Annotated in this window: 24 protein-coding genes; 17 read left to right on the top strand and 7 right to left on the bottom strand. The window is 54.5% G+C overall.

Annotated features, from left to right (window positions below; genetic code table 11):
• Positions 1-1,113: a methyl-accepting chemotaxis protein gene (locus GHC22_RS20835; RefSeq protein ID WP_153753854.1), complete on the top strand. Its 1,113-nt coding sequence runs from the start codon at positions 1-3 to the stop codon at positions 1,111-1,113.
• Positions 1,114-1,189: 76 nt separating this feature from the next.
• On the opposite strand, the gene fbp is transcribed toward GHC22_RS20835, so the two are convergent.
• Positions 1,190-2,188 (bottom strand): class 1 fructose-bisphosphatase, encoded by a 999-nt coding sequence (gene fbp, locus GHC22_RS20830; RefSeq protein WP_003830390.1) that lies wholly within the window; start codon positions 2,186-2,188, stop codon positions 1,190-1,192.
• A gap of 175 nt (positions 2,189-2,363) precedes the next feature.
• On the opposite strand from fbp, the gene mpl reads away from it, so the two are divergent.
• Complete coding sequence (mpl, locus tag GHC22_RS20825; RefSeq protein WP_003830388.1) at positions 2,364-3,740, top strand: UDP-N-acetylmuramate:L-alanyl-gamma-D-glutamyl-meso-diaminopimelate ligase; 1,377 nt, start codon at positions 2,364-2,366, stop codon at positions 3,738-3,740.
• Between the two features lie 99 nt (positions 3,741-3,839).
• Here mpl and yjgA read toward each other — a convergent pair whose 3' ends face one another.
• Positions 3,840-4,391, bottom strand: coding sequence for a ribosome biogenesis factor YjgA (yjgA, locus tag GHC22_RS20820; protein WP_008786039.1), 552 nt, complete (start codon positions 4,389-4,391; stop codon positions 3,840-3,842).
• Positions 4,392-4,486: 95 nt separating this feature from the next.
• Between yjgA and pmbA the strand changes: the two genes are divergently transcribed.
• The 13 genes from pmbA (at position 4,487) to GHC22_RS20755 (ending at position 14,697) form a co-directional block, all read left to right on the top strand.
• The gene (gene pmbA / locus GHC22_RS20815) at positions 4,487-5,839 is read left to right on the top strand and encodes a metalloprotease PmbA (RefSeq protein ID WP_153753853.1); all 1,353 of its coding nucleotides are present in this window, start codon (positions 4,487-4,489) and stop codon (positions 5,837-5,839) included.
• An 86-nt stretch (positions 5,840-5,925) separates the two neighbouring features.
• Positions 5,926-6,312, top strand: a complete 387-nt coding sequence (cybC, locus tag GHC22_RS20810; protein WP_003025756.1) for a cytochrome b562 — start codon at positions 5,926-5,928, stop codon at positions 6,310-6,312.
• Between the two features lie 332 nt (positions 6,313-6,644).
• Positions 6,645-6,953 (top strand): glycine dehydrogenase, encoded by a 309-nt coding sequence (locus tag GHC22_RS20805; RefSeq protein WP_003025758.1) that lies wholly within the window; start codon positions 6,645-6,647, stop codon positions 6,951-6,953.
• Positions 6,954-6,963: 10 nt separating this feature from the next.
• Positions 6,964-7,326, top strand: coding sequence for an SFCGS family glycine-rich protein (locus GHC22_RS20800; RefSeq protein WP_003830384.1), 363 nt, complete (start codon positions 6,964-6,966; stop codon positions 7,324-7,326).
• Between the two features lie 2 nt (positions 7,327-7,328).
• Positions 7,329-7,628 carry a DUF4312 family protein gene (locus tag GHC22_RS20795; RefSeq protein ID WP_153753852.1) on the top strand — a complete coding sequence of 100 codons (300 nt, stop codon included), beginning with the start codon at positions 7,329-7,331 and terminating at the stop codon, positions 7,626-7,628.
• 23 nt (positions 7,629-7,651) lie between these two features.
• On the top strand, positions 7,652-8,428 hold the full coding sequence (locus GHC22_RS20790) for a DUF4311 domain-containing protein (RefSeq protein ID WP_003025764.1): 777 nt from the start codon (positions 7,652-7,654) through the stop codon (positions 8,426-8,428).
• 11 nt (positions 8,429-8,439) lie between these two features.
• A complete protein-coding gene (locus GHC22_RS20785) occupies positions 8,440-9,084 on the top strand; it encodes a DUF4310 family protein (protein WP_003830379.1) in 645 nt (214 codons plus the stop codon).
• A gap of 111 nt (positions 9,085-9,195) precedes the next feature.
• Positions 9,196-10,329, top strand: a complete 1,134-nt coding sequence (locus GHC22_RS20780) for an amidohydrolase/deacetylase family metallohydrolase (RefSeq protein WP_008786044.1) — start codon at positions 9,196-9,198, stop codon at positions 10,327-10,329.
• A complete protein-coding gene (locus GHC22_RS20775) occupies positions 10,313-11,431 on the top strand; it encodes a DgaE family pyridoxal phosphate-dependent ammonia lyase (protein ID WP_153753851.1) in 1,119 nt (372 codons plus the stop codon). Before GHC22_RS20780 ends, GHC22_RS20775 begins: the two co-directional genes overlap by 17 nt.
• The gene (locus GHC22_RS20770; RefSeq protein ID WP_071446755.1) at positions 11,428-12,168 is read left to right on the top strand and encodes a KDGP aldolase family protein; all 741 of its coding nucleotides are present in this window, start codon (positions 11,428-11,430) and stop codon (positions 12,166-12,168) included. The genes GHC22_RS20775 and GHC22_RS20770 overlap by 4 nt, the downstream gene beginning before the upstream one ends.
• Positions 12,169-12,189: 21 nt before the next feature.
• The gene (locus GHC22_RS20765; protein ID WP_153753850.1) at positions 12,190-14,103 is read left to right on the top strand and encodes a BglG family transcription antiterminator; all 1,914 of its coding nucleotides are present in this window, start codon (positions 12,190-12,192) and stop codon (positions 14,101-14,103) included.
• A 77-nt stretch (positions 14,104-14,180) separates the two neighbouring features.
• Positions 14,181-14,423: a type II toxin-antitoxin system RelB/DinJ family antitoxin gene (locus tag GHC22_RS20760; RefSeq protein WP_003830370.1), complete on the top strand. Its 243-nt coding sequence runs from the start codon at positions 14,181-14,183 to the stop codon at positions 14,421-14,423.
• A complete protein-coding gene (locus tag GHC22_RS20755; RefSeq protein WP_048227188.1) occupies positions 14,413-14,697 on the top strand; it encodes a type II toxin-antitoxin system RelE/ParE family toxin in 285 nt (94 codons plus the stop codon). The genes GHC22_RS20760 and GHC22_RS20755 overlap by 11 nt, the downstream gene beginning before the upstream one ends.
• 3 nt (positions 14,698-14,700) lie before the next feature.
• On the opposite strand, the gene nrdG is transcribed toward GHC22_RS20755, so the two are convergent.
• The 5 genes from nrdG to treR form a co-directional block, all read right to left on the bottom strand.
• Entirely contained in the window at positions 14,701-15,165 is a 465-nt protein-coding gene (nrdG, locus tag GHC22_RS20750) for an anaerobic ribonucleoside-triphosphate reductase-activating protein (protein WP_048227187.1), read from the bottom strand.
• 120 nt (positions 15,166-15,285) lie between these two features.
• Positions 15,286-17,424, bottom strand: coding sequence for an anaerobic ribonucleoside-triphosphate reductase (gene nrdD, locus GHC22_RS20745; RefSeq protein WP_003830363.1), 2,139 nt, complete (start codon positions 17,422-17,424; stop codon positions 15,286-15,288).
• A 409-nt stretch (positions 17,425-17,833) separates the two neighbouring features.
• Positions 17,834-19,486: an alpha,alpha-phosphotrehalase gene (gene treC, locus GHC22_RS20740; RefSeq protein WP_153753849.1), complete on the bottom strand. Its 1,653-nt coding sequence runs from the start codon at positions 19,484-19,486 to the stop codon at positions 17,834-17,836.
• Positions 19,487-19,535: 49 nt separating this feature from the next.
• On the bottom strand, positions 19,536-20,954 hold the full coding sequence (gene treB / locus GHC22_RS20735) for a PTS trehalose transporter subunit IIBC (protein WP_048215055.1): 1,419 nt from the start codon (positions 20,952-20,954) through the stop codon (positions 19,536-19,538).
• A 157-nt stretch (positions 20,955-21,111) separates the two neighbouring features.
• Complete coding sequence (gene treR, locus GHC22_RS20730) at positions 21,112-22,059, bottom strand: trehalose operon repressor TreR (RefSeq protein ID WP_032942194.1); 948 nt, start codon at positions 22,057-22,059, stop codon at positions 21,112-21,114.
• 191 nt (positions 22,060-22,250) lie between these two features.
• On the opposite strand from treR, the gene mgtL reads away from it, so the two are divergent.
• The gene (gene mgtL / locus GHC22_RS24915) at positions 22,251-22,304 is read left to right on the top strand and encodes a mgtA regulatory leader peptide MgtL (RefSeq protein ID WP_223240846.1); all 54 of its coding nucleotides are present in this window, start codon (positions 22,251-22,253) and stop codon (positions 22,302-22,304) included.
• Between the two features lie 144 nt (positions 22,305-22,448).
• Entirely contained in the window at positions 22,449-25,157 is a 2,709-nt protein-coding gene (gene mgtA / locus GHC22_RS20725) for a magnesium-translocating P-type ATPase (RefSeq protein ID WP_153753848.1), read from the top strand.
• Positions 25,158-25,506 lie beyond the last annotated feature (349 nt).

Here is a 25,506-nt window from a genome sequence, read left to right as displayed (position 1 = left end):
ATGCCAAAATCCCTTTCAATTCGATCAAGTTTGTTGGTGTTATTGTCTCTGCTGACGTTCCTTCTGTTACTGACCGGTGGTATGGGGCTATATGCTTCTACCCGTGTCATTACCTCGTTGATTTATCACGGTATTATGAGCGCTGCGATGTTGGCTGCTATCGCATTGCTGGCGGCCATTTGGTTTATGCTGCGAAATAAGTTTCTCAAACCGTTGGATAACATGGTTGAGCAACTGGAACGTCTGGCAACGGGGGATTTGTCGCCGGTTACCGCGTTGTCGGCCAGCGCCGAATTCAACCGCCTGAATGCGGCAATGGATGACATGCGCCATGCGCTGGGCGACTCGGTACAGCGCGTACGCGATGCCAGCTCGCAAATTGATATTGGCAGTCGTGAACTGACGGCCGGTAACCAGCATCTGGCGCAACGCACTGAATCGACAGCCACTTCGCTGGAGCAGACCGCCGCCAGCATGGAAGAACTCACGGCTACGGTAAAACAGAATGCGCAGAACGCGGAACAGGCGCACCAGCTGGCAAAATCGGTGTCGGATACCGCCGATCGCGGTAGCGAAATGGTGTGCTATGTGATCGAGAAAATGCGCGATATTTCAGGTAGTTCCAGCCGAATCGCCGACATCCTCAGCGTGATTGATGGCATTGCTTTCCAGACCAATATTCTGGCGCTCAATGCTTCCGTTGAAGCGGCGCGAGCTGGTGAGCAGGGGCGGGGCTTTGCGGTTGTGGCAGGTGAAGTGCGTAATCTGGCCAGCCGCAGCGCCGAGGCGGCCAAAGAGATCCGTACGCTAATCAGCGATTCGCACACCCATGTGGGGGAAGGCAGTGAACTGGCGCAGCAGGCGGGCGAAACCATGGATGAAATCGCGACCGAGGTTATGCGTATGACCAAACTGATGCGTGAAATTGCCAGTGCGTCCCAGGAACAGAGTCGCGGCATAGAGCAGGTGAATATCGCGGTGATTCAGATGGATGAAACGGCGCAGCAAAACGCGGCGCTGGTACAGCAGTCTTCAGCGGCTACCCGCTCGCTGGAAGAGCAGTCTTCAGCGCTAATCGAAGCAATGGCCGTATTTAAGCTACAGAAAGCGTAACCGGACGATGGATTTTGTAGGCCGGATGGCAACGCTACGCGTTTTATCCGGCCTACGTCCGTGCGATGAATAATAATTACGCGTCCGGGAACTCGCGGATAAAGCGTTCTACATCTTCAACCATATGGTCGTTACCCACGAAGAAGGAGCGGCGCTGGTGCAGGCTTTCTGGGGTGATATCCAGAATGCGTTCTTTACCATCGCTGGCTTTGCCGCCCGCCTGCTCGGCCAGGAAGGCCATCGGGTTGCATTCATACAGCAGACGCAGTTTCCCTTGCGGGTGGCTGGCGGTGCTTGGGTACAGGTAGATCCCGCCTTTCAGCAGATTGCGATGGAAATCCGCAACCAGAGAGCCAATGTAGCGCGAGGTATACGGGCGCTGGGTTGGCTTATCTTCTTCCTGGCAGAATTTAATGTACTTCTTCACGCCGTTCGGGAATTTGATGTAGTTACCTTCGTTAATGGAGTACGTGCTGCCTTTCGCCGGGAAGCGCATACGTTCCTGGCTGAGGCAGAATACGCCCAGAGAAGGATCGTAGGTGAAGGCATGTACGCCACAGCCGGTGGTGTACACCAGCATGGTGGAAGAACCATAAACAACGTAACCTGCAGCAACCTGCTTGTTGCCCGGTTGCAGGAAATCCTCTTCCGTGACCGGTGTGCCGACTGGGGTTACGCGGCGGTAAATAGAGAAAATCGTACCGACAGAGACGTTAACATCGATGTTGGATGAGCCATCCAGCGGATCCATTAGCACAACGTATTTAGCGTGTTCACAGCCTTCAAAGACGACGATTTCATCTTCTTCTTCTGAGGCAATGCCCGCCACAATGTCGCGCGCCTTCAGTGCAGCTTTCAGTTTTTCGTTCGCGAACAGATCGAGTTTTTGCTGAACCTCTCCCTGCACGTTCTCAGCACCGCTGGCACCCAGGATATCGACCAGACCGGCCTTATTGATATCGCGGTGGATGATCTTGGCGCCCAGCTTTATTGCCGACAACAAAGCAGTGAGCTCACCGGTAGCATGAGAAAACTCGTGCTGCTTTTCGACAATAAATTCACCTAACGTTTTCATAACACTTTCCCTGCAATTTATGTGGAGTAAAGCGACCGCAACAATATTAACAAATATTTCCTTTGTTGCGCTTAGGTGAATCGCGCCAGCAAACTGCGGAATATCCTGAAATGCGTTTCTCACTTGCCGGACATGTGCGTAAAATGGCCCCCAGATTAAAAAAGGATAGTGACGTATGCGCATTCATATTTTGGGAATTTGTGGCACTTTCATGGGCGGTCTGGCGATGCTGGCGCGCTCGCTCGGTCATGAAGTAACCGGTTCGGACGCCAATGTGTATCCGCCGATGAGTACCTTACTTGAGAAGCAAGGCATTGATCTGATTCAGGGTTACGATGCCAGCCAGCTCGACCCACAGCCGGACCTGGTGATCATTGGCAATGCCATGACCCGTGGTAATCCGTGCGTGGAAGCGGTGCTGGAAAAGAACATTCCGTACATGTCAGGCCCGCAGTGGCTGCATGACTTTGTCTTGCGCGATCGCTGGGTACTGGCGGTTGCGGGTACGCACGGCAAAACCACTACCGCCGGAATGGCGACCTGGATCCTCGAAGCCTGCGGCTATAAACCTGGCTTTGTGATCGGCGGCGTTCCGGGCAACTTTGAGGTTTCCGCGCGCCTCGGCGAGAGCGACTTCTTCGTGATTGAAGCGGATGAGTACGACTGCGCGTTCTTCGACAAGCGTTCTAAATTCGTGCATTACTGCCCGCGCACGCTGATCCTCAATAACCTTGAGTTCGATCACGCGGACATCTTTGACGATCTGAAAGCTATTCAGAAACAGTTCCACCATCTGGTACGTATCGTGCCGGGCCAGGGACGCATCATCTACCCGGAAAATGACATCAATCTGAAACAGACGATGGCGATGGGCTGCTGGAGCGAACAAGAGCTGGTGGGCGAACAAGGTCACTGGCAGGCGAAAAAGCTGACCACCGATGCCTCCGAGTGGGAAGTGTGGCTGGACGGTGAAAAAGTCGGCGAAGTGAAGTGGGGCCTGGTGGGCGAGCACAACATGCACAACGGCCTGATGGCGATTGCAGCCGCGCGTCATGTTGGCGTCGTGCCTGCGGATGCGGCCAATGCATTGGGCTCGTTCATCAACGCCCGTCGCCGTCTTGAGCTGCGCGGTGAAGCCAATGGCGTGACGGTGTATGACGATTTTGCCCATCACCCGACGGCCATTCTGGCAACGCTTGCGGCACTGCGCGGTAAAGTGGGCGGCACGGCGCGCATCATCGCGGTGCTGGAACCTCGCTCGAACACCATGAAAATGGGCCTGTGCAAAGATGACCTGGCGCCGTCGTTAGGGCGTGCAGACGAAGTGTTCCTGCTGCAACCCCCGCACATTCCGTGGCAGGTAGCAGAAGTCGCTGAAGCCTGCGTTCAGCCGGCACACTGGAGCGGCGATGTGGATGCACTGGCAGATATGGTGGTGAAAACCGCACAGCCTGGCGATCACATTCTGGTGATGAGCAACGGCGGGTTTGGCGGTATTCATCAAAAACTGCTGGATGGTCTGGCGAAGAAAGCTCAGGCAGAAGAAGAGTAAAAAAATGCCCGGTGGCGCTACGCTTACCGGGCCTACAACGGATCGTAGGCCGGATAAGGTATTTGCACCGCCATCCGGCACTTTCGGCGGACGAAGAGGTTAGGCCTCGTTTTCCGCCAGTTCACGCAGATACTGGAAGATCTGGCGGGAAGATTTTGGCGGCTTGTTGCCCGCTTTTTCTTTCCTGGCGTTACGCACCAGCGAACGCAGTTGCTGACGGTCGGCGTCAGGCCACAGGTTCATCACTTCTTCGATAGCTTCATCGCTACCGTCAACCATACGGTCACGCAGTTGCTCCAGCTTATGGAAGACAACGACCTGTTGGTTGTGACGGTTTTTCAGCTTGTCCAGCGCCTGACGGATAGGATCAACATCGCGCTGGCGCAACATTTTGCCAATCAGCTGCAGCTGACGACGGCGACCTTCCATCTTAATACGCTGGGCCAGCTCAATCGCGGCACGTAAATCCGCATCGAGCGGGATTTTATCCAGCGCGTTTTTCCCCAGTTTTACCAGTTCCACACCCAGGTGTTTTAACTCCTCGGCGTCACGTTTTATTTCACTTTTACTGACCCAGATAATTTCATCGTCTTCGTCTTCGATGTCATCACCGGGAACGTCGTCGAGCCAGTCTTCGGGCTGCTTAGTCATGTCAGGCTCCTTAAAAAAAGAGGCTAATGTTACCAGTTAAGATGCGCACTGAAAAACGGTTCTCTGTTAGACTTCAGAGAAACTCTCTCTACATTATGGCATTTGCGATGAAAGTAATCTCACAAGTTGAAGCGCAGCGTAAGATTCTGGAAGAAGCAGTCTCGACGGCACTGGAATTAGCGTCAGGTAAGTCGGATGGCGCGGAAGTCGCTGTAAGCAAGACCACGGGTATTAGCGTCAGCACCCGTTATGGTGAAGTGGAGAACGTCGAATTCAATAGCGATGGTGCACTGGGGATTACGGTTTACCACCAGAACCGTAAGGGCAGCGCATCGTCCACCGATTTAAGCCCGCAGGCGATTGCACGCACCGTGCAGGCCGCGCTGGACATTGCACGTTACACTTCGCCGGACCCGTGCGCGGGCGTGGCAGATAAAGAACTGCTGGCCTTTGATGCGCCCGATCTGGACCTGTTCCACCCGGCGGAAGTTACCCCTGACGAAGCTATCGAACTGGCTGCCCGCGCTGAACAGGCGGCGTTGCAGGCCGACAAACGCATCACCAATACCGAAGGCGGCAGCTTTAACAGCCACTATGGCATCAAAGTGTTTGGCAACAGCTACGGTATGCTGCAGGGCTACTGCTCCACGCGCCATTCTCTTTCCAGCTGCGTAATCGCAGAAGAAAATGGTGATATGGAGCGTGATTACGCCTACACCATTGGTCGGGCGATGGGCGATCTGCAAACGCCGGAGTGGGTGGGGGCTGACTGTGCTCGCCGTACCTTATCACGCCTGTCTCCGCGTAAGCTTTCCACCATGAAAGCGCCGGTGATTTTCGCCAATGAAGTGGCGACCGGACTGTTCGGACACCTGGTTGGCGCCATTGCAGGCGGCTCGGTGTACCGCAAATCCACCTTCCTGCTCGACTCGCTGGGTAAGCAAATTCTGCCGGAATGGCTGACCATTGAAGAACATCCGCACCTGCTGAAAGGGCTGGCGTCTTCACCGTTCGACAGCGAAGGCGTACGGACCGAACGCCGCGACATTATTAAAGACGGTGTGCTGACTCAGTGGCTGCTGACCAATTATTCTGCACGTAAGCTGGGGCTTAAGAGCACCGGTCATGCAGGCGGGATCCACAACTGGCGAATTCCGGGACAGGGTCTAAGCTTCGAGCAGTTGCTCAAAGAGATGGGCACAGGTCTTGTGGTTACCGAGCTGATGGGACAGGGCGTAAGCGGCATTACCGGCGATTACTCGCGCGGCGCGGCGGGCTTCTGGGTCGAAAACGGCGAAATTCAGTACCCGGTGAGTGAAATTACCATCGCCGGTAACTTAAAAGAGATGTGGCGGAATATCGTCACCGTCGGCAACGATATTGAAACGCGCAGTAATATTCAGTGTGGTTCGGTCCTGTTGCCGGAGATGAAGATCGCCGGGCAATAATATCCGTCATACTTCAAGCTGTGGCGTGAATTATTGAGGGTATCTGGCGTTTGTTTATTTTTGAATAATAAAAAAGGAAGTGAGCAATGCGTAAACACCTGTTAGCGATCGTCGCAGCTTCAACGCTGGTTCTTGGTTCTTCTGCGTTTGCAGCCGATCTTGAAGACGATATGGGGATCCTCAACGACAACCTGAAAATCGTCGAAAAAACGGATAATGCGACTGAACTGAAAGATGCGTTAACCAAAATGCGTGCAGCTGCGCTGGACGCGCAAAAGGGAACGCCGCCGAAGCTGGAAAACAAATCCCCGGACAGCCCGGAGATGAAGGATTTCCGTCACGGTTTTGACACGCTGATCGGTCAGATCGACGGCGCGCTGAAGCTGGCGAACGAAGGTAAAGTTAAAGAGGCGAAAGCTGTTGCGGAAGAGCTGAAAACTACGCGCAACGAAAACCACAAGAAGTTCCGCTAATCTGCGCTATCCGGCCTGCATACCCGTAGGTCGGATAAAACCCCCCGCTACTGCACGTCCCATAAGTAAACGCTATCCCCATCACATTTTTTCATTTTTATCGCCCGTTCATTGTTCGCACTTCCTTCCATTTTTCTGCTCGCTATTGCGATCTCAATCACATTCTTCCAGTGATAAATCGTGGTTCCAGCTCTTTTTGCGGCACAGATCACTATCGCTGCACACCTTTCCACTTCGAAGTGGAAAACAACTCGCTACAAACTCATAACCTCCGTCGCTAATTTACCCTCAGAGACATTAACGGGGTAAGACGAGTGAATAACGGAGCTGTAATGAATGACATGGGGGAATCGGTGGAACTGGCCGACCGCATGCTGGCGCAGGTGTATGCCTTGCTGCGTGAACGCAACATTATTCCCAACGCCGTACAGGAACAGATGCTGACGTCGCATGTTCGCGCCATGGCGCACCGCTCGGTAACGGGTGAACCCTTACCAGAGGTCGATGCCAGCTTGTTTGATGAAATATCTGCCGAATCAATGGCGCTTGCCCGCGACGTGGTCGCCGAGTTTGGCAATCTTCCTGAGGAAGAGGCCTGGCTGCTGTCGGTGCACTTCGAAGTCGCGAAAGACAACCTTTAAGGAGCAAAAGATGGAACAGATTACCGTAGTGATTGGCGATCGTCTGGGTAAAGGCCAGAAAGTGGCGGCAGGCGTAGAGAAAGCGGGTGGCCGTGCCGTTGTGGTGCCGGGCGTTGCAGCAGATATGAAGCTGGGTGACGTGATGAAAGCGGAAAACGCCACCTTTGGTATCTCGTTTTGCGGCAGCGGTGGTGCGGGAGCGATTACAGCGCAGACCAAATACGGCTACAAGGCGAAATACGGCATGCGCTCGGTCGATGAAGGGGTAACCGCCATCAACGAAGGGTGCAACGTACTGGGATTCGGCTTTATGGACAAAGAAGAGCTCGGCGAGCGCCTGGTGCAGGCGTGGCAAAAGAAACACGGCGCTTAAGCATGAAAGAGCAATTCACCACCACGGTGAGAGTCACGGGTAAGGGCGAGACCAAAGCTCGCGCCTTTGCCGATGCCCTGAACCACGTTCAGGCTGCGGTGATGAAAGCGTCGCCGCATATCTTACTGCGTATTGAGCCACAGGATGTGCAGGTTGTTCAAGCGCGTGAATCGGTGCGTAAAGAGGCGTTTTTATTCCTCTTTTTGCGCCGGAAAAGACGCACTTTCAGCGTGGAGCTGGACGTGACCGTCAACGTGACTGCCATCAATCTCGACAAGGTGGATTTCGTTACGCAACGCTGATTTTTCTATTAAAAGGCATAATTATGTTCCTGATAATATTAATAAAATCGCTCATCATCGGCGCGTTGGTTGGCGTTGGTGTCGGCGCTGGGGCTGCACGCATGTTTCATGCGCCTACCACTCAAGGGATGGGCGCGTTTCGTACTCTGGGAGAACTGAATTCCTGCGAAGGGGATCCGGCTTCTCACTTCTCGTTCGGCCTGGGTTTCTTCTTTAACGCCTGGGCTTCCTCTGTTGCGGCGGGGGCGTTCACGCAGGACGTCGACCATCGCATCATCCCCAACTGGGGCGCCGCCGCGCTGATGATTAAAAATCGCAACGTCGGTGAAACGCTGCACGACCCCAAACGCATGGCAATTGCCTGCGGCGTTATCGGGATGATCGTGGTGACCTTCCTGAACCTCACCGCATCATCCGTACCGGAAGCGTTGCAGGTTACCGCCGTCAAGGTGCTGGTGCCCGCGGCTAACCTGCTGGTTAACACCGTGATGCCAGTAATCTTCTGGCTGGCGGCGATCGACGCCGGTAAGAAATCTGGCTTCTGGGCCACCGTTTTTGGCGGCGCGGCGCAGCTGATCATGGGTAACGCCGTTCCGGGTCTGGTTCTCGGCATTTTGATCGGCAAAGGTGTTGAAGAGAGCGGCTGGAACCACGTCACTAAAGTGATGATGGTGGCTATCGTCGCGCTGTTTGTCCTGAGCGGCTTCTTCCGTGGCTTCGACATGAAGATGATCGAATCCTTCCATCTGACCGTGCCTAACTGGCTCGAACTTATCCACAACTCGCTCAGCGGCAAATAACGGAGGTCATCATGGAACAGAATAAAGGTTTTTGGTTCGCTGACTGGTCGTTCCCGATCTTTGTGGGCCTGCTCTCCTCTGGCGTGTTTGCCGGAACACACATGTACTACCTGTACGGTATTGGCGCATTTAACGAAGTGGCTTTTGTGGCGATGCTGAAGGCGGGAATGGACACCGGCTCCTACGGGGCGGTGGCGGCATTTGGCGCAAGCTTCCTGTTTGCCCGCATCATTGAAGGTTCGCTGGTGGGGATTTTGGATATCGGCGGGGCGATTCAGACCGGGGTTGGGTTAGGTGTTCCGGCGCTGCTGCTGGGCGCGGGCATTATCTTCCCGGTCGCCAACTTCGCCGCCTCGCTGGTCACCGGTCTGGTGATTGGTCTGGCGATTGGCTACATCATCATTCTGGCGCGTAAGTTCACCATCAACCAGAGTGACTCGACCTACGGTGCGGACGTCATGATGGGGGCCGGTAACGCCTCCGGACGCTTCCTCGGACCGTTGATTATCCTCAGCGCGATGACGGCTTCTATTCCTATCGGAATCGGTTCTCTGGCAGGCGCGCTGCTGTTTTACCTGTGGCAAAAACCGATTACCGGCGGGGCGATCCTCGGCGCAATGATCCTCGGGTCTATTTTCCCGATTGCCATTAGTTGATGGTGTGTCGTTGTAGGCCGGATAAGGCGCAGCCGCCATCCGACAATGACGCCTGATGGCGCTGCGCTTATCAGGCCTACACGACCGCCCCCATTTCAACAGGAGAGAGACATGTTTGATTTACTCCTGCGCCGTGCGCGCCTCGTTGACGATACGGTGAGCGATATTGCGCTCAAAGACGGCAAGATCGCGGCGTTGGGTGACGTTGATGGCCCGGCGCTGAAAACCATCGAGCTGGGCGGTGAGTGCTACGTCAGCGCAGGCTGGATTGACTCCCACGTTCATTGCTACCCGAAATCCCCGATTTATCACGACCAGCCGGATAGCGTTGGTATTGCGACCGGCGTCACTACCGTAGTGGATGCGGGCAGCACCGGAGCGGATGACATCGACGATTTTTACACCCTGACCCGGGAAGCTGCCACCGAAGTGTACGCGTTGCTGAATATCTCCCGCGTTGGGCTTATTGCCCAGAACGAGCTGGCCAACATGGTCAATATTGACGCTGATGCGGTGCGAGAGGCGGTGAAACGCCACCCTGATTTTATCGTCGGTCTGAAGGCACGTATGAGCAGCAGCGTAGTCGGTGAAAATGGCATCACGCCGCTGGATCGCGCCAAAGCGATGCAAGCGCAGAACGGTGATCTGCCGCTGATGGTGCACATCGGCAACAACCCGCCGGACCTGGATGAGATCGCCGAGCGCCTGAGCGCAGGTGACATCATTACCCACTGTTACAACGGTAAGCCGAATCGCATTCTGACGCCGCAAGGCGAGCTGCGGGCGTCAGTGACGCGGGCGATTTCACGCGGCGTGCGTCTGGACGTTGGGCATGGCACCGCCAGCCTGAGCTTTGCGGTGGCAAAACGCGCTATCGAACTGGGTATTTTGCCGCACACCATCAGCTCCGATATTTACTGTCGTAACCGTATCAGCGGCCCGGTGCATTCCCTGGCGAATGTGATGTCGAAATTCCTCGCCATTGGGATGTCGCTTCCGCAGGTCATTGAATGCGTTACCGCCAATGCCGCCGATGGTCTGCGCCTGAAACAGAAGGGGAGGCTGCAGATCGGTCTGGATGCCGATTTAACCCTCTTTACGCTTAAGCGCCAGCCAACCGTGCTGGTAGATGCAGAAAACGACAGCCTGCAGGCTGAACAACTGCTGGTGCCGCTTGCCGCAATACGTGCGGGCAAGGGTTATATGACCGAACAAGGGAGCGCGGAACATGCCTTCGATTTTTGAGAAATACGATTTAAAACAGGTGATTAATACCTCCGGCCGCATGACGGCGCTCGGCGTTTCCACGCCGCGACCAGAAGTGGTTGAAGCCGCGATGGCGGGGATGAACCAATATTTCGAGATGAAAGACCTGGTCAATAAAACCGGCGACTACATCGCGAAATTACTGGAAGTGGAGGGGGCAACGGTTGTCTCTTGCGCATCGGCCGGGATCGCCCTGTCGGTGGCTGGCGTATTGGTTAAAGACAGCGACTGGCTGCTGGAGAACCTGCACGTCACGCCCATCGAGAACAACGAAATCGTGCTGCCCAGAGGTCACAACGTCAACTTTGGCGCACCGGTGGGCACCATGGTAGCGCTTGGCGGCGGCAAGTTAGTGGAAGCCGGTTATGCCAACGAATGTTCCGCGGCACAGCTGGCGGCGGCCATTACACCGCGTACGGCGGCCATTCTGTATATCAAATCTCACCACTGCGTCCAGAAAAGTATGCTCAGCGTGGAGCAGGCTGCGGTGGTGGCGCGTACGCATAATCTGCCGCTGATAGTGGACGCGGCGGCGGAAGAGGATTTGCAGTGCTACTACCGGGTTGGTGCAGATCTGGTGATTTATAGCGGCGCCAAGGCGATAGAAGGACCAACCAGCGGTCTGGTGATTGGTAAAACCCAATATGTTGAGTGGGTGAAGCGCCAGACGGCGGGGATTGGCCGGGCGATGAAGGTGGGCAAAGAGGGAATTCTTGGACTGACCTGCGCCATCGAACTGTATCTGAACGCGCAGAAAGAGAGCGGCGTGGAGATGGTCGAGAAAATGACGCCGTTCATTAATGCGTTGAACCAGCTTAACGGCGTGAGCGCCCGCGTGGTGTGGGATAGTGCAGGGCGCGACATCGCACGCACGGAAATTAAGTTTGATGAAGCGGTAACCGGGATCGCCACGGGGGAACTGGTCGACGCGCTGAAACAGGGGGAGTACGCGATTTACTTCCGTGGTTACAAAGCCAATGAAGGCATTATCGAAGCCGATGTGCGCAGCGTCGATCGCGCGCAGCTGGAGATTGTGGCCCGTCGAATTGGTGAAGTGATTTCGCAGGAGAAAAACGCATGAAACTGACCCCTAACTTTTATCGCGACCGCGTCTGCCTGAACGTACTGGCAGGCTCCAAAGAAAATGCCCGGGATATTTATGCGGCGGCGGAAGGACACGTGCTGGTTGGCGTGTTGTCAAAAAATTACCCGGATGTCGCAAGCGCGGTAGCGGATATGCGTGAATACGCGGCCCTTATCGACAATGCGCTCTCCGTGGGGCTGGGGGCGGGCGATCCTAACCAGTCGGCGATGGTCAGTGAAATCTCCCGTCAGGTGCAGCCACAGCATGTCAATCAGGTCTTTACCGGCGTGGCCACCAGTCGCGCGCTGCTGGGCCAGCAGGAGACAGTGGTCAATGGTCTGGTCTCGCCAACCGGCACGCCGGGCAGGGTGAAAATCTCCACTGGTCCGCTAAGCAGCCAGTCGCCGGACGGTATTGTGCCGGTAGAAACCGCGATTGCGCTGCTCAAAGACATGGGCGGTAGCTCAATTAAATACTTCCCGATGGGCGGCCTGAAATGCCGTGACGAGTACATTGCGGTCGCGCAGGCCTGCGCCCGTCATGACTTCTGGCTGGAGCCAACCGGCGGTATCGATCTGGATAATTTCACTGAAATCCTGCAAATTGCCCTCGATGCCGGAGTGAGTAAAATCATTCCTCACATCTATAGTTCGATTATTGATAAGGTGAGTGGTAACACTCGTCCGGACGACGTACGCCAGCTGATGGCGATGACCCGGGCCTGCGTAGGCTAACTGACTGATGAGGAAACTGACGTGCGATTCCCCAACCAACGTTTAGCACAGCTGTTTGACATGTTGCAAAACGAAGCGCTTCCACAGGACGAGCTGGCGCAGCGGTTGTCGGTTTCCACACGCACCGTACGGGCGGATATCACCGCGCTAAACACGCTGCTCACCCAGTACGGCGCACAGTTTGTCCTCAGCCGGGGTAATGGTTATCAGCTCAAAATTGACGACCCGGCAAGCTTTCACACCCTGCAAACGCAGCAGCCCAATACGTTGCTGCGCATCCCACGCACCAGCCAGGAACGGATACACTGGCTGGTGGTGCGTTTTCTGACGTCGGCTTTCTCGCTGAAGCTGGAAGATTTGGCTGATGAATGGTTTATCAGCCGCGCGACGCTGCAAAACGATATGGCTGAGGTGCGCGAGCATCTGCAACGTTATCATCTGACGCTGGAAACGCGTCCCCGTCACGGCATGAAGCTGTTCGGCAGCGAAATGGCGATCCGCGCCTGTTTGACCGATCTGATGTGGACGCTGGCGCAGCAGGATCCGCAGCATCCGTTAGTGACGCAAGAAGCGCTGAATGCGGGGCTTCCTGAACAGTTGCAACCCGTTTTGCAGGACATTTTTGCCCGTTTCCATATTCGTCTGACCGATGAGGGCGAGCTGTTTTTACGCTTGTACTGCGCGGTGGCGGTACGGCGGATTAGCGAAGGATATCCACTCCCGGATTTTGCCGCAGAAGAGGCCGATCAATCGGTGTGCCTGGCCACGCGGGAAATCGCGGCGGTACTGCACCGCCTGGCAGACAAACCGCTTTCCGTTTCCGAAGAAAACTGGCTACAGGTGCATATTGCTGCCCGCCAGGTTCAGGAGATCGCGCCCAGTGCTATCAATGCGGATGATGACGAAGCGTTGGTCAATTACATCCTGCGTTTTATCAACACCCAGTACAACTACAACCTGTTGAATGATAAACAGTTGCATGCTGACCTGCTGACGCATATTAAGACGATGATCACCCGGGTGCGTTACCAGATAATGATCCCCAATCCGCTGTTGGAAAATATTAAACAGCACTACCCCATGGCGTGGGACATGACGCTGGCCGCCGTCTCGGGATGGGGAAAATATACGCCGTACACCATCAGTGAAAATGAGATTGGCTTCCTCGTGCTGCATATTGGCGTCGGGCTGGAGCGTAGTTACAACATCGGTTACCAGAGACAGCCGAAGGTTCTGCTGGTATGCGATGCCGGAAATGCGATGGCGCGGATGATTGAAGCGGTACTGGCGCGTAAGTATCCGCAGATAGAGATCGTCGATACCGTAACGCTTCGCGACTACGAACAGCGGGAAAGCATCAGCGAAGATTTTGTCATCTCAACCGCGCGGATTGGTGAAAAAGATAAGCCGGTGGTGATGATTGCGCCGTTCCCTACCGATTATCAGCTGGAGCAGATTGGCAAACTGGTGCTGGTCGACAGAACCCGTCCGTGGATGTTGAACAAATTCTTCGATGCCGCCCATTTTCGTGTGATTGACGAGTCAATGGATCAACAAACGTTGTTCAAAACCTTATGCCGTCAGTTGCAGGATGAAGGTTTTGTCGACGCGGAGTTTCTTGATTCGGTGGTTGAGCGCGAGGCCATCGTCAGCACCATGCTGGGTGACAGCATTGCCTTGCCGCACGCCCTTGGTCTGCTGGCAAAGAAAACGGTGGTCTACACCATCCTCGCCCCGCAGGGTATCGCCTGGGGCGATGAAACGGCCCACGTGATCTTCTTGCTCGCCATCAGCAAGAGTGAATACGAAGAGGCGATGGCTATCTACGATATCTTCGTCACCTTCCTGCGCGAACGCGCGATGACGCGACTCTGCGCGTGCCGTCATTTCACCGAGTTCAAAGCGGTTGCGATGGAGTGTGTGAGCCGTTTTTGAGAGGCGTTATCCAGAATTCGATGTAATGCGAATGTAATGCTAAACTGCATTACACATTCGATTTTACTGGAGGCATAATGGCCACGCTGAACGTCCGTCTGGATGACAAACTCAAAAATGAGGCTTATGCCGTGCTGGAAAAACTGAATATTACTCCAACGGAAGCTGTGCGATTACTGTTTCAGTACGTCGCGGAAACGGGGCGCATGCCGGTGAAAACCGTCACCCTTAGCGACAGTGAAGATGCACTCATTCAGACAGTCCGGGAAAGGCTTGCCAGCCCGCAAAAGGGAATCAAGGTTAGTCTGGATGACTTATGAACTGGAATTCGACCCGAGAGCCTTAAAAGAGTGGCATAAACTGGGTGATACGGTGAAGACTCAGTTTAAGAAGAAGTTGGCCGACGTGTTGTTGAACCCCAGAATTGACTCTGCCCGTTTAAATGGTCTTCCTGACTGCTATAAAATTAAGCTTAAATCGTCCGGGTACCGTCTGGTGTACCAGGTTCGGGATGAGGTTGTGGTCGTGTTTGTTGTCGCGGTAGGTAAGCGAGAACATTCAGCCGTTTATCACGATGCAAACAAACGGCTTTAGCGATTAACGCAAATGATGTACAACCTGGTTGCTGCTACCGCGCCAGATCAGCGCCGGGTCTTTAAGATCCTGCACAAATTTACCATCGACCAGCACGTTGATGAGATCCACCACCTGCATTTGTGCGGCGTTGAGTTCATCAAGCTTGTAGCCGGTCCACACCCAGATATCTTTCCCCGGACACTCAGCGTGAATACGCTGTACCAGTTGCAGGATATCCGGCACGTTTTGCGGATGCAGCGGATCGCCGCCGGACAGCGAAATACCCTGGCGAGGGATTCGCGTGTCGTTCAGATCGGCAATGATCTTGTCTTCCATCTCTTTGGTAAACGGCTGGCCGGAATTGAGTCGCCAGGTGCTTTTGTTATAGCAGCCAGGGCATTCATGCACGCATCCCGACACAAACAGGGTGCAGCGAGTGCCGGGGCCGTTAACGATATCGACGGGATAGTATTGATGGTAGCGCATAGCGGGTGTCCAGAAAGCATGTAGGCCGGATAAGGTGCTTGCACCGCATCCGGCAACATTGTGATGCCTGATGGCGACGCGATTGCGTCTTATCAGGCCTACGGCCTTTGCAAACGGAAATTAACCTATCTGCCCATTACCTAAATGCTTAACGCGGCGCTTCACTTCTTCCTGCTTACCGGCGTTAAACGGACGAGCGTCCGGGCTGCCTAAATAACCGCATACGCGGCGGGTGACCGACACGCGCGCGGCGTCGTGGTTACCACATTTCGGGCAGGTAAAGCCTTTGCTGGTGCACTCGAACTCACCGGTAAAGCCGCACTCGTAGCATTCATCGATTGGCGTGTTGGTCCCGTAATACGGCACGTGCTGATAGCTGTAATCCCAGACGTCTTCCAGTGCTTTCAGGTTGTGCTGAATGTTCGGGTACTCGCCGTAGCAAATGAAGCCTCCGTTCGCCAGCGGCGGGTACGGCGCTTCGAAATCGATCTTGTCGTACGGGTTAACCTTTTTCTCCACGTCGAGGTGGAAGCTGTTGGTGTAGTAACCTTTGTCGGTAACACCCGGCACCACGCCAAACTCGGCGGTATCCAGACGGCAGAAACGATCGCACAGGTTTTCGCTTGGTGTACTGTACAGACTAAAGCCGTAGCCGGTTTCGTCTTTCCACTGATCGACTGCCTGACGCAGACGTTCCACAATGGCGATAGCTTTAGCGCGAAGCTGCTCGCTGTCGTACAAGTGTTTGTCGCCAAACAGCGCGTTGATGGTTTCGTGAATACCAATGTAACCCAGAGAAATCGACGCGCGGCCGTTTTTAAAGATTTCAGACACGTCATCATCTGCTTTCAGACGCACGCCGCAGGCCCCTTCCATATACAGGATCGGTGCAACGCGGGCCTTCACGCCTTCCAGACGCGCAATGCGGGTCATCAGCGCTTTACGCGCCAGGATCAGACGGTCGTCGAGCAGTTTCCAGAAGGTGGCTTCATCGCCATGAGCTTCCAGCGCGATACGCGGCAGGTTAAGGCTGATAACGCCGAGGTTGTTACGGCCATCGTGAACCTGTTCGCCGTTCTCGTTTTCCCATACGCCCAGGAAACTGCGGCAGCCCATCGGCGTTTTGAAGGAGCCGGTCACTTTAACCACCTGATCGTAGTTCAGGATATCCGGATACATACGCTTGCTCGCGCACTCCAGTGCCAGCTGCTTGATGTCATAGTTCGGATCGCCAAACTTGTGGTTCAGACCGTCACGAATCGCAAACACCAGTTTCGGGAACACGGCGGTTTTACGATTTTTACCCAGGCCGGCAATGCGGTTACGCAGAATGGACTGCTGGATCAAACGCGATTCCCAGCTGGTTCCCAGGCCGAAACCGAAGGTGACGAACGGCGTCTGACCGTTGGCGGTATGTAGGGTATTCACTTCATACTCAAGGGACTGGAATGCGTCGTAGCACTCTTTCTCGGTACGGGAATGCGCATAACCGTCGGCATCTGGGATCTGCCACTCTTCAGCGGTTTTGCGATGCTTATTAAAGCTCTCGGTCACGAACGGTGCGAGAACTTCGTCAATACGGTTAATGGTGGTACCGCCATAAATATGGCTGGCAACCTGCGCGATAATTTGCGCGGTGACGGCCGTCGCGGTTGAGATTGATTTTGGCGGCTCAATCTCCGCGTTACCCATCTTAAAGCCCTGCGTCAGCATACCTTTCAGGTCGATCAGCATGCAGTTAAACATTGGGAAGAACGGAGAGTAGTCGAGATCGTGATAGTGAATATCACCACGCTCGTGCGCCTGGACGACATCACGCGGCAGCAGGTGTTGACGCGCATAGTGTTTGGCGACGATACCGGCCAGCAGATCGCGCTGGGTCGGGATCACTTTGCTGTCTTTGTTGGCGTTTTCGTTCAGCAGAGCAGAGTTGGTTTGCTCAACCAGACCACGAATTTCCTGGTTCAGACGGCCACGTTTTTCACGCTGTATATCACGGTCGTGGCGATATTCGATGTACGCACGGGCGAGTTGCTTGTACGGACCAGACATCAGCTGGTTTTCTACCGCTGTCTGGATCTCGTTGATATCGACCTGGCTGCGCTCATTCATCTGGCTACTAACGACTTCTGCGACGGTGGCACAGTAATCTGCGTCATCGACTCCCGCTGCTTTAGCTGCACGCAGAATGGCTTCTTTGATGCGCTCTGATTTAAACGGCACTTTACAGCCATCTCGTTTCATCACATGCGGTGTCATGATCACTCCATATTTATAAGAACAGGTTATCCACAGAGGTTGGGGAAGCGGTCATGGCTTTATTCATCTCTATTGCCAATGACTTCCCGCAATCCTGACCCACTTTATCCACAATTCCACCGTTAAACGGTGCACTGTAGTTGTAGCAATTGTAGTCGATTAATACAACATATTGGGTCGGCGTGCATTTTAAGTTCTATATGTAGTGATTTGCATCAAGGATGTTTACGATTTATTTGATGTAGCGCAAAGTAAAAATCGGAGCGTACAGATGACGGGCAGTACAGCCGATTGTAAATTGTAGGCAGAAAATTCTGATTAATTATTCAGCAAAAACAGAAGGGTAAGCTAAGCGTATGTAGCAACGCCCGGTAGCGCTATGCGTACCGGGCCTGAACATAATTGCAAGCTATTTTTGCACCCACCAGACGGCCTCAAAAGGACGCAGTGTCATGTCCCCTGGTTGGCTGGCAACCTCGGCATAGTTGTGCATCAGCACCTGCCAGTTTCCGTCGGTCTGGGCTGGCTGCCAGCTCTGAAAGGTACCGCTCAGATTGGCAATGACCAGCAGCCGCTGCCCTTGCCACTCTCGTTGATAGCACCACAGATGCGGGCTGTCCGGTAGCAAATCCTGGTAGTCGCCCCAGGTGATAACCGGCTCCGCTTTGCGCAAGGCGATCAGCTTCTGATAGGTGTAGAACACCGAGTCGGTATCGTTCAGTGCTGCCGCCACGTTGATGTCTGCTGCGTTGTCACACAGATTGATCCATGGCTCGCCGCGGGTGAAGCCCGCGTGTTTGCTGCTATCCCATTGCATCGGTGTGCGGCTGTTATCGCGTGATTTACTGGCGAGGATCGCCAGCAGTTCTTGCGCATCGCGTCCCTGGCCGTTCAACTCGGCAAACATATTATGGCTTTCCACATCGCGATAATCGGTAATCTGGCGGAAATGCGGGTTGGTCATGCCAATCTCTTCACCCTGGTAGATGTAGGGGGTGCCCTGCATGCCATGCAGCACCATCGCCAGCATTTTGGCCGACGGAACGCGGTATTTACCTTCATCGCCAAAACGCGACACGATGCGCGGCTGATCGTGGTTACACCAGAACAGCGCGTTCCAGGCCTGATTGTGCATGCCCTGTTGCCAGTGGCGGAACAGGGTTTTTAGCGCCACATAATCGGGTTTTGCTAACGTCCACTTCTCACCGTTGGGGTAATCCACTTTCAGGTGGTGGAAGTTAAAGGTCATCGACAGTTCACTACCATCTTGTGCGGCGTACTGCTGGCAATGTTCCAGCGTAGTGGAAGACATTTCGCCGACCGTCATCAGGTTGCGTGGGGTAAAAACATCGCGGTTCATCTCACGCAAAAATTCATGCGCGTGCGGGCCGTCGGTATAAAAACGGCGTCCATCGCCGTCGGGATCGTTCGGGAAGTCCTGATCTTTAGAGATAAGATTCACCACGTCGAGGCGCAGTCCGTCCACGCCGCGATCGGCCCAGAACTCGCACACTTTCTTTAGCTCGGCGCGTACCGCCGGGTTTTCCCAGTTCAGGTCGGCTTGTTCCGGAGCAAAGAGGTGTAGATAGTACTGCTCGCTTTCGGCGTGCCAGCCCCAGGCGTTGCCGCCAAACTTGGAGCGCCAGTTATTTGGCGGGCAGTCTGGCGTGCCGTCGCGCCAGAAATAAAACTGACGATACGGGCTGTCTTTATCCAGCGCTTCACGAAACCAGGCGTGCTGGGTTGAGGTGTGGTTAAACACCATGTCGAGAATAATACGGATGCCGCGCGCTTTCGCCTGCGCCACCATTTCGTCAAAGTCTGCCAGAGTGCCGTAGGCCGGATCGACAGACGTGTAGTCTGCGACGTCGTAACCGTTATCAACCTGCGGTGAAATATAGAACGGCGTCAGCCAGATGGCATCAACGCCCAGCTTTTGCAGATAGTCAAGGCGCTGCGTCACGCCGCGTAAATCTCCGGTGCCGCTGCCGGTGGTGTCCTGAAAACTCTTGGGGTAAACCTGATAGATAACGCCGTTTTGCCACCAGTGGGGAATATTCATGGTTGTTTCCTGGAAATACGCTGGGGCGCAACTGCGCCCCGAAGAAAAGTTAGACAATCTGTAATGTGCCCAGACGGTGTTTACGCTGGTAAACGAATGAGGTCAGTACCATTGGGATGACAATCGCAATGACCATTGCCATGCCAAAGACCTGCCAGTAAGTCGGCTGGATGGAGAGGATGCCCGGCAAACCGCCGACGCCAATCCCGTTCGCCAGCACACCGTTCAGGCCGCACAGCAGTCCGGCGAGACCGGAGCCGATCATCGCGCACAGCATTGGGAAGCGGTATTTCAGGTTGATCCCGTACATCGCTGGTTCAGTTACCCCGAGATAGGCGGAGATCGCGGCAGGAACGGAAATTTCACGTTCGTTGTGTTTGCGACTGGAGATAATGATCCCGACCACCGCAGAGGCCTGAGCGATATTCGACAGTGCGATCAGTGGCCATACCGGCGTGCCGCCCATGCTCTGAATCATCTGCATGTCGATAGCCAGCGTGGTCTGATGCACACCGGTGATCACCAGCGGGGCGTACAGGAAGCCGAACAGCGCCGCGCCAATCGGAGCAAAACTGCCGGTCAGCAGATGACGGACCGCAAACGCGACACCGTCGCCAATCATGCGGCCAAATGGACCGATAAAGGCATGCGCAAGGAATACCGCAAGGATCAGCGAGCACACCGGGACGATCACCAGATACAGGTAATCCGGGACGATGCGCTTCATGCGTGTTTCAATAAACCCGAGCGCCAGCCCGGCCAACAGTGCCGGAATGACCTGCGCCTGGTAGCCCACTTTCTCAATACTGAACAGGCCGAAGTTCCACACGTCCGGCACCTGCTGACCGAGCAAATAGGCGTTCATCAGTTGCGGAGAAACCAGGGTCACGCCCAGCACAATACCGAGGATCGGCGTACCGCCCATTTTCTTCACCGCCGACCAACAAATCCCGACCGGCAAATAGAAGAAGATCGCTTCGCCAATCAGCCACAGGAAGTCATAGAGGGTTTTCAGCGAAGGATGCATCTGCGCCAGCGTCTGCCCGTTACTCATGGGCAGATCGCCGATCACGTTACGGAAACCTAAGATCAGGCCGCCGCTAATCAGCGCTGGCAGCAGCGGGAAGAAGATCTCCGCGAAGTGAGAAATCAGCTGCTCGTGCCACTTCATGTTCTGCCGCGCCGCTTTCTTTGCCTGCTCTTTGTCGGCACTGGCTTGTCCGGTGGTCGCCAACAGCGCTTTGTAGTAATCGCCCACCTCGGTGCCAATTACCACCTGAAACTGCCCGGCGTTGGTGAAGCAGCCTTTGACCATTGGCAACAATTCGATCTCTTTCGGTCTGGCGTTTGCAGGCTGATTCAGCACAAAACGCAGGCGAGTAATGCAGTGACTCACCGTAGCGATATTGTCGCGCCCGCCAACCAGCTCAATCAGCCGGTCGATGTCTGCTTGTTTTATTTTGCTCATGATGGTGTGTGTTCCCCGTAGACCGGAAAAGACGCTGTTGCGTCGTCATTCGGCAACTCTCTCGTTGTTGGCGCCAGAGTATATCTTCGATGAATATTTAAAAATGGGAACGTTCCCGAAACGCAGCGAAGATCACAAATTAATGCTCAGAAAGCGATCAGGAGAGGGTGGAAGGAATAACGATTTGTCGTGGTTCGCTGCGGCCGTTGATCTGTTCGATCAGCTGCGAGGCCGCTTGTCGCCCGGCTTCGGCGTATCCAGGATCGACGGTGATAATTTCCGGATGGAGGAATTTCATCAGCGGCGTGCTGCCCACGCTCGCCAGCTGCAGGTTCTCAATCCGCTGCTCCTGCAGGTATTTGCTGACGCCAAGGGCAAGGGTATCCGTCGCACAGACTAAAGCGGTGGTTTCCGGGGTGATGACGTTGGCGGCCTGCTCATAGCCCTGCTTCATGGCCAGACCCGGCAGCGCGGCCACAGGATGCAGTTTATGTTTTTTACAGAATGCCAGGTAAGCCTCATGGCGGCGTTTACCAGTGGTCACATCGCTATGCGGAACACCAAGAAAGCTAATATGGCGATGCTCGCGTTCGTATAAACGCTGCATCAGGGTACGAATGGCACCCTCATCGTCATAGCAGACGGAGGCAAAGCCTTTTGCATCTCTTGCCAGCAGCACCAGAGAATCTTGCCAGGAGGCGAGCATGGCTTCAGTAATGCCGGTAAAACCAAACAGCACCACGCCATCAATGTTGCGGCGTCTGAGCATGCCGAGATGTTCTTCAACCAGCTCGGGCGAGAACTGGCTTTCCATCATGATCGGATCGTAGCCCTGTTCATAAAAGGCGGGCAGCATGGTCTGCACGGCGAGATTTTCCGAAAGCGAGTCCAGACGCGTGACGATAATCGCCACCACCTTGTCGCTTTGTCCGCGCATGGCGCGTGCGGAGCGGGAAGGGGAAAAACCGTGCTGATTCATCACCGCCTCAACGCGTTCGCGGGTGCGTTCACTCACGCCGCTTTCATTGTTGAGCACACGGGAAACGGTTGATTTTCCCACACCGCTTAAGCGGGCGATGTCTTTAATGGTCAGCCGATTTTGCATCCTGTTTTCCCGTGTTGCGTGTGAAGTTATGCCAAATAGAGAATAACTTTACTCAAGCGCGGCGCAATGGGCAAAGTCTGGTATACGTTTGGTTTAGTTTCTATGGTTTATCATACCGCCATAAGTGCCACAAACCTTATGGTTTTCTGCGTATAATCCGCGGCGCAAATCATTCACTTACCGGAGGCTATATGGATCCCGATCCCACCCCTCTCCCGAGATGGAGAAACAACCCTTTCCGGTAAGCCTGTCTTTCACTGTCTTACCGGAACAGTAAGACAGTGACGTTCTGACGTCCCTGTTGTGATTTTAATATTGCCACCAGGCAAGGCTTTGCCACGCCTGAAGGATTTACTGCGCCTGTTTATACTGGTGCAGAGGGACTGCCTATGTTCAAAAATATGACTCGCCAGCTGTTTGCCCGGCTAAGCCGCCATTTACCACATCGTCTGGTGCATCGCGATCCGTTGCCGAATGCTCAGACCGTTGCCAGCACACCGATCCCGCCATCGCTGAGCGAACATTGCCTGAAAATGGCGCTGATGGACGAAGACGCGCTGTGGAAAACGTTCGGCGCTCATCCGGAAGGCTTAAACGCCGCAGAAGTCGAGAACGCCCGCGAAATACATGGCGAGAACCAGTTGCCGACGCAGAAGCCGTCACCCTGGTGGGTGCATCTGTGGGTCTGCTATCGCAACCCGTTTAATATACTGCTGACCATTCTCGGGGCGATTTCCTATGCCACCGAAGATCTGTTTGCCGCTGGTGTCATCGCCCTGATGGTCGTCATCTCTACGCTGCTGAATTTTGTGCAGGAGGCGCGCTCCACCAAAGCGGCTGATGCGCTGAAAGCGATGGTCAGCAACACCGCCACGGTGCTGCGCGTTATCAACGAGAAAGGGGAGAACGGCTGGGTTGAACTGCCGATCGACCAGTTGGTGCCCGGCGATGTCATCAAGCTGGCGGCAGGGGATATGATCCCAGCCGATCTGCGCGTGGTGCAGGCTCGTGACCTGTTCGTAGCCCAGGCTTCGCTGACCGGTGAATCGCTGCCGGTGGAGAAAGTGGCAACCAGTCGCGATCCGCAGCAAAGCAACCCTCTGGAATGCGATACCCTGTGCTTTATGGGCACCAACGTGGTGAGCGGCACGGCGCAGGCCATCGTGATTTCAACCGGAGCCAATACCTGGTTCGGGCAACTGGCCGGTCGCGTCAGCGAGCAGGAAAGCGAGCAGAATGCCTTCCAGAAAGGGATCAGCCGCGTCAGCATGCTGCTGATCCGCTTTATGCTGGTGATGGCGCCCATCGTGCTTATCATCAACGGCTACACCAAAGGAGACTGGTGGGAAGCGGCGCTGTTTGCCCTGTCTGTGGCGGTGGGACTGACACCGGAAATGCTGCCGATGATCGTCACCTCAACGCTGGCGCGTGGGGCGGTGAAGCTGTCAAAACAAAAGGTTATCGTTAAACACCTCGACGCTATCCAGAACTTTGGCGCAATGGATATTCTGTGCACCGATAAAACCGGCACCCTGACTCAGGATAAAATTGTACTTGAGAATCATACGGATATCTCTGGTAAACCCAGCGAACATGTCCTGCATTCTGCGTGGCTGAACAGCCATTATCAGACCGGGCTGAAGAATCTGCTGGATACGGCGGTGCTGGAAGGTGTGGACGAAGAATCAGCCCGCCAGCTCTCGACTCGCTGGCAGAAAATCGATGAGATCCCGTTTGATTTTGAACGTCGCCGCATGTCGGTAGTGGTGGCAGAAGAAACCGATGTGCACCAGCTGGTCTGTAAAGGGGCGCTACAGGAGATCCTCAGCGTATGTACCCAGGTGCGTCACAACGGTGAGATAGTCCCGTTAGATGACAACATGCTGCGTCGGGTGAAACGCGTTACGGACACGCTGAACCGCCAGGGGCTGCGTGTGGTGGCGGTGGCGACGAAATACCTGCCAGCGCGTGAAGGTGATTACCAGCGTATTGATGAATCAGATCTGATCCTCGAAGGCTATATTGCGTTCCTCGATCCGCCGAAAGAGACCACCGCACCTGCGCTTAAAGCGCTGAAAGCCAGCGGCATTACGGTGAAAATCCTCACTGGCGATAGCGAATTGGTGGCGGCAAAAGTGTGTCATGAAGTGGGCCTGGATGCGGGCGATGTGGTTATCGGTAGCAGCATTGAAGGGTTAAGCGATGATGAGCTGGCTCGGCTTGCTCAGCGCACCACGCTGTTTGCCCGTCTGACGCCAATGCACAAAGAGCGCATTGTCACGCTGCTCAAGCGCGAAGGCCATGTGGTCGGCTTTATGGGCGATGGTATAAACGATGCCCCGGCGCTGCGTGCGGCGGACATTGGTATCTCCGTTGACGGCGCGGTTGATATTGCGCGTGAAGCTGCGGATATCATCCTGCTGGAAAAGAGCCTGATGGTGCTGGAAGAAGGGGTGATTGAAGGACGCCGTACCTTCTCTAACATGCTGAAGTACATCAAAATGACGGCCAGTTCAAACTTTGGTAACGTATTTAGCGTGCTGGTGGCGAGCGCCTTCTTACCGTTCCTGCCGATGTTACCGCTGCACTTACTGATTCAGAACCTGCTGTACGATGTATCCCAGGTGGCGATTCCGTTTGATAACGTCGACGAAGAGCAGATCAAAAAGCCGCAGCGCTGGAATCCCAGCGAATTGGGCCGCTTTATGATCTTCTTTGGACCGATCAGCTCGATCTTCGACATTCTGACCTTTTGCCTGATGTGGTTCGTCTTCCATGCCAATACACCTGAACATCAGACGTTGTTCCAGTCTGGCTGGTTCGTGGTGGGCCTACTGTCGCAAACGTTGATTGTGCATATGATCCGTACCCGTCGTGTGCCGTTCATCCAGAGCCGCGCCGCGTGGCCGCTGATGTTGATGACGCTGGTGGTGATGGTCGTCGGCATTGCATTACCGTTCTCGCCTCTGGCCAGCTATCTGCAATTGCAGGCATTGCCGCTGAGCTACTTCCCGTGGCTGATTGCGATTCTGGCGGGTTACATGACATTGACTCAATTAGTGAAAGGTTTTTATAGCCGTCGCTACGGCTGGCAGTAAACATCAAACGCCTCAGCAGGATGGTGTTAATACCATCCTGCATTCCTCATTTTCATTCGAAGATATTACCTCACAACATTAGTGTTTTATTTTTATTGAAATGCTAACGGGTGTTATTAGTATCAAATCGCCTTCCTTGCGTTGTTTTTTTATCAATAAAACGATCTGCATTGCAAAAATGAAACAGTGTGCTAAAAATTTTAAGCATCTACGATTTTTTGTGAACGCAGTCATCGAAATAAATTGTTACACCAGTTAGTCTGCGCAGGTAACGTCGTTAAGAAAGTTTCTCGCTGCCCGTTTTTAATTCCGGCAGTCATTTGCTCTGCAAGCTATTCCTGTTAATGGA

The sequence above is a fragment of the Citrobacter sp. H12-3-2 genome, assembly GCF_009649895.1.
GTDB lineage: Bacteria > Pseudomonadota > Gammaproteobacteria > Enterobacterales > Enterobacteriaceae > Citrobacter > Citrobacter portucalensis.
Note: the sequence above shows the minus strand (reverse complement) of the source record. Positions and strands in the feature narration are given on the sequence as shown.

What these genes read in the sequence shown, in the direction of transcription:
- GHC22_RS20835 (WP_153753854.1), top strand. Translation starts at nt 1, where the DNA reads ATGCCAAAATCCCTTTCAATTCGATCAAGTTTGTTGGTGTTATTGTCT.
- fbp (WP_003830390.1), bottom strand. Translation starts at nt 2,188, where the DNA reads ATGAAAACGTTAGGTGAATTTATTGTCGAAAAGCAGCACGAGTTTTCT.
- mpl (WP_003830388.1), top strand. Translation starts at nt 2,364, where the DNA reads ATGCGCATTCATATTTTGGGAATTTGTGGCACTTTCATGGGCGGTCTG.
- yjgA (WP_008786039.1), bottom strand. Translation starts at nt 4,391, where the DNA reads ATGACTAAGCAGCCCGAAGACTGGCTCGACGACGTTCCCGGTGATGAC.
- pmbA (WP_153753853.1), top strand. Translation starts at nt 4,487, where the DNA reads ATGGCATTTGCGATGAAAGTAATCTCACAAGTTGAAGCGCAGCGTAAG.
- cybC (WP_003025756.1), top strand. Translation starts at nt 5,926, where the DNA reads ATGCGTAAACACCTGTTAGCGATCGTCGCAGCTTCAACGCTGGTTCTT.
- GHC22_RS20805 (WP_003025758.1), top strand. Translation starts at nt 6,645, where the DNA reads ATGAATGACATGGGGGAATCGGTGGAACTGGCCGACCGCATGCTGGCG.
- GHC22_RS20800 (WP_003830384.1), top strand. Translation starts at nt 6,964, where the DNA reads ATGGAACAGATTACCGTAGTGATTGGCGATCGTCTGGGTAAAGGCCAG.
- GHC22_RS20795 (WP_153753852.1), top strand. Translation starts at nt 7,329, where the DNA reads ATGAAAGAGCAATTCACCACCACGGTGAGAGTCACGGGTAAGGGCGAG.
- GHC22_RS20790 (WP_003025764.1), top strand. Translation starts at nt 7,652, where the DNA reads ATGTTCCTGATAATATTAATAAAATCGCTCATCATCGGCGCGTTGGTT.
- GHC22_RS20785 (WP_003830379.1), top strand. Translation starts at nt 8,440, where the DNA reads ATGGAACAGAATAAAGGTTTTTGGTTCGCTGACTGGTCGTTCCCGATC.
- GHC22_RS20780 (WP_008786044.1), top strand. Translation starts at nt 9,196, where the DNA reads ATGTTTGATTTACTCCTGCGCCGTGCGCGCCTCGTTGACGATACGGTG.
- GHC22_RS20775 (WP_153753851.1), top strand. Translation starts at nt 10,313, where the DNA reads ATGCCTTCGATTTTTGAGAAATACGATTTAAAACAGGTGATTAATACC.
- GHC22_RS20770 (WP_071446755.1), top strand. Translation starts at nt 11,428, where the DNA reads ATGAAACTGACCCCTAACTTTTATCGCGACCGCGTCTGCCTGAACGTA.
- GHC22_RS20760 (WP_003830370.1), top strand. Translation starts at nt 14,181, where the DNA reads ATGGCCACGCTGAACGTCCGTCTGGATGACAAACTCAAAAATGAGGCT.
- GHC22_RS20755 (WP_048227188.1), top strand. Translation starts at nt 14,413, where the DNA reads ATGACTTATGAACTGGAATTCGACCCGAGAGCCTTAAAAGAGTGGCAT.
- nrdG (WP_048227187.1), bottom strand. Translation starts at nt 15,165, where the DNA reads ATGCGCTACCATCAATACTATCCCGTCGATATCGTTAACGGCCCCGGC.
- nrdD (WP_003830363.1), bottom strand. Translation starts at nt 17,424, where the DNA reads ATGACACCGCATGTGATGAAACGAGATGGCTGTAAAGTGCCGTTTAAA.
- treC (WP_153753849.1), bottom strand. Translation starts at nt 19,486, where the DNA reads ATGAATATTCCCCACTGGTGGCAAAACGGCGTTATCTATCAGGTTTAC.
- treB (WP_048215055.1), bottom strand. Translation starts at nt 20,954, where the DNA reads ATGAGCAAAATAAAACAAGCAGACATCGACCGGCTGATTGAGCTGGTT.
- treR (WP_032942194.1), bottom strand. Translation starts at nt 22,059, where the DNA reads ATGCAAAATCGGCTGACCATTAAAGACATCGCCCGCTTAAGCGGTGTG.
- mgtA (WP_153753848.1), top strand. Translation starts at nt 22,449, where the DNA reads ATGTTCAAAAATATGACTCGCCAGCTGTTTGCCCGGCTAAGCCGCCAT.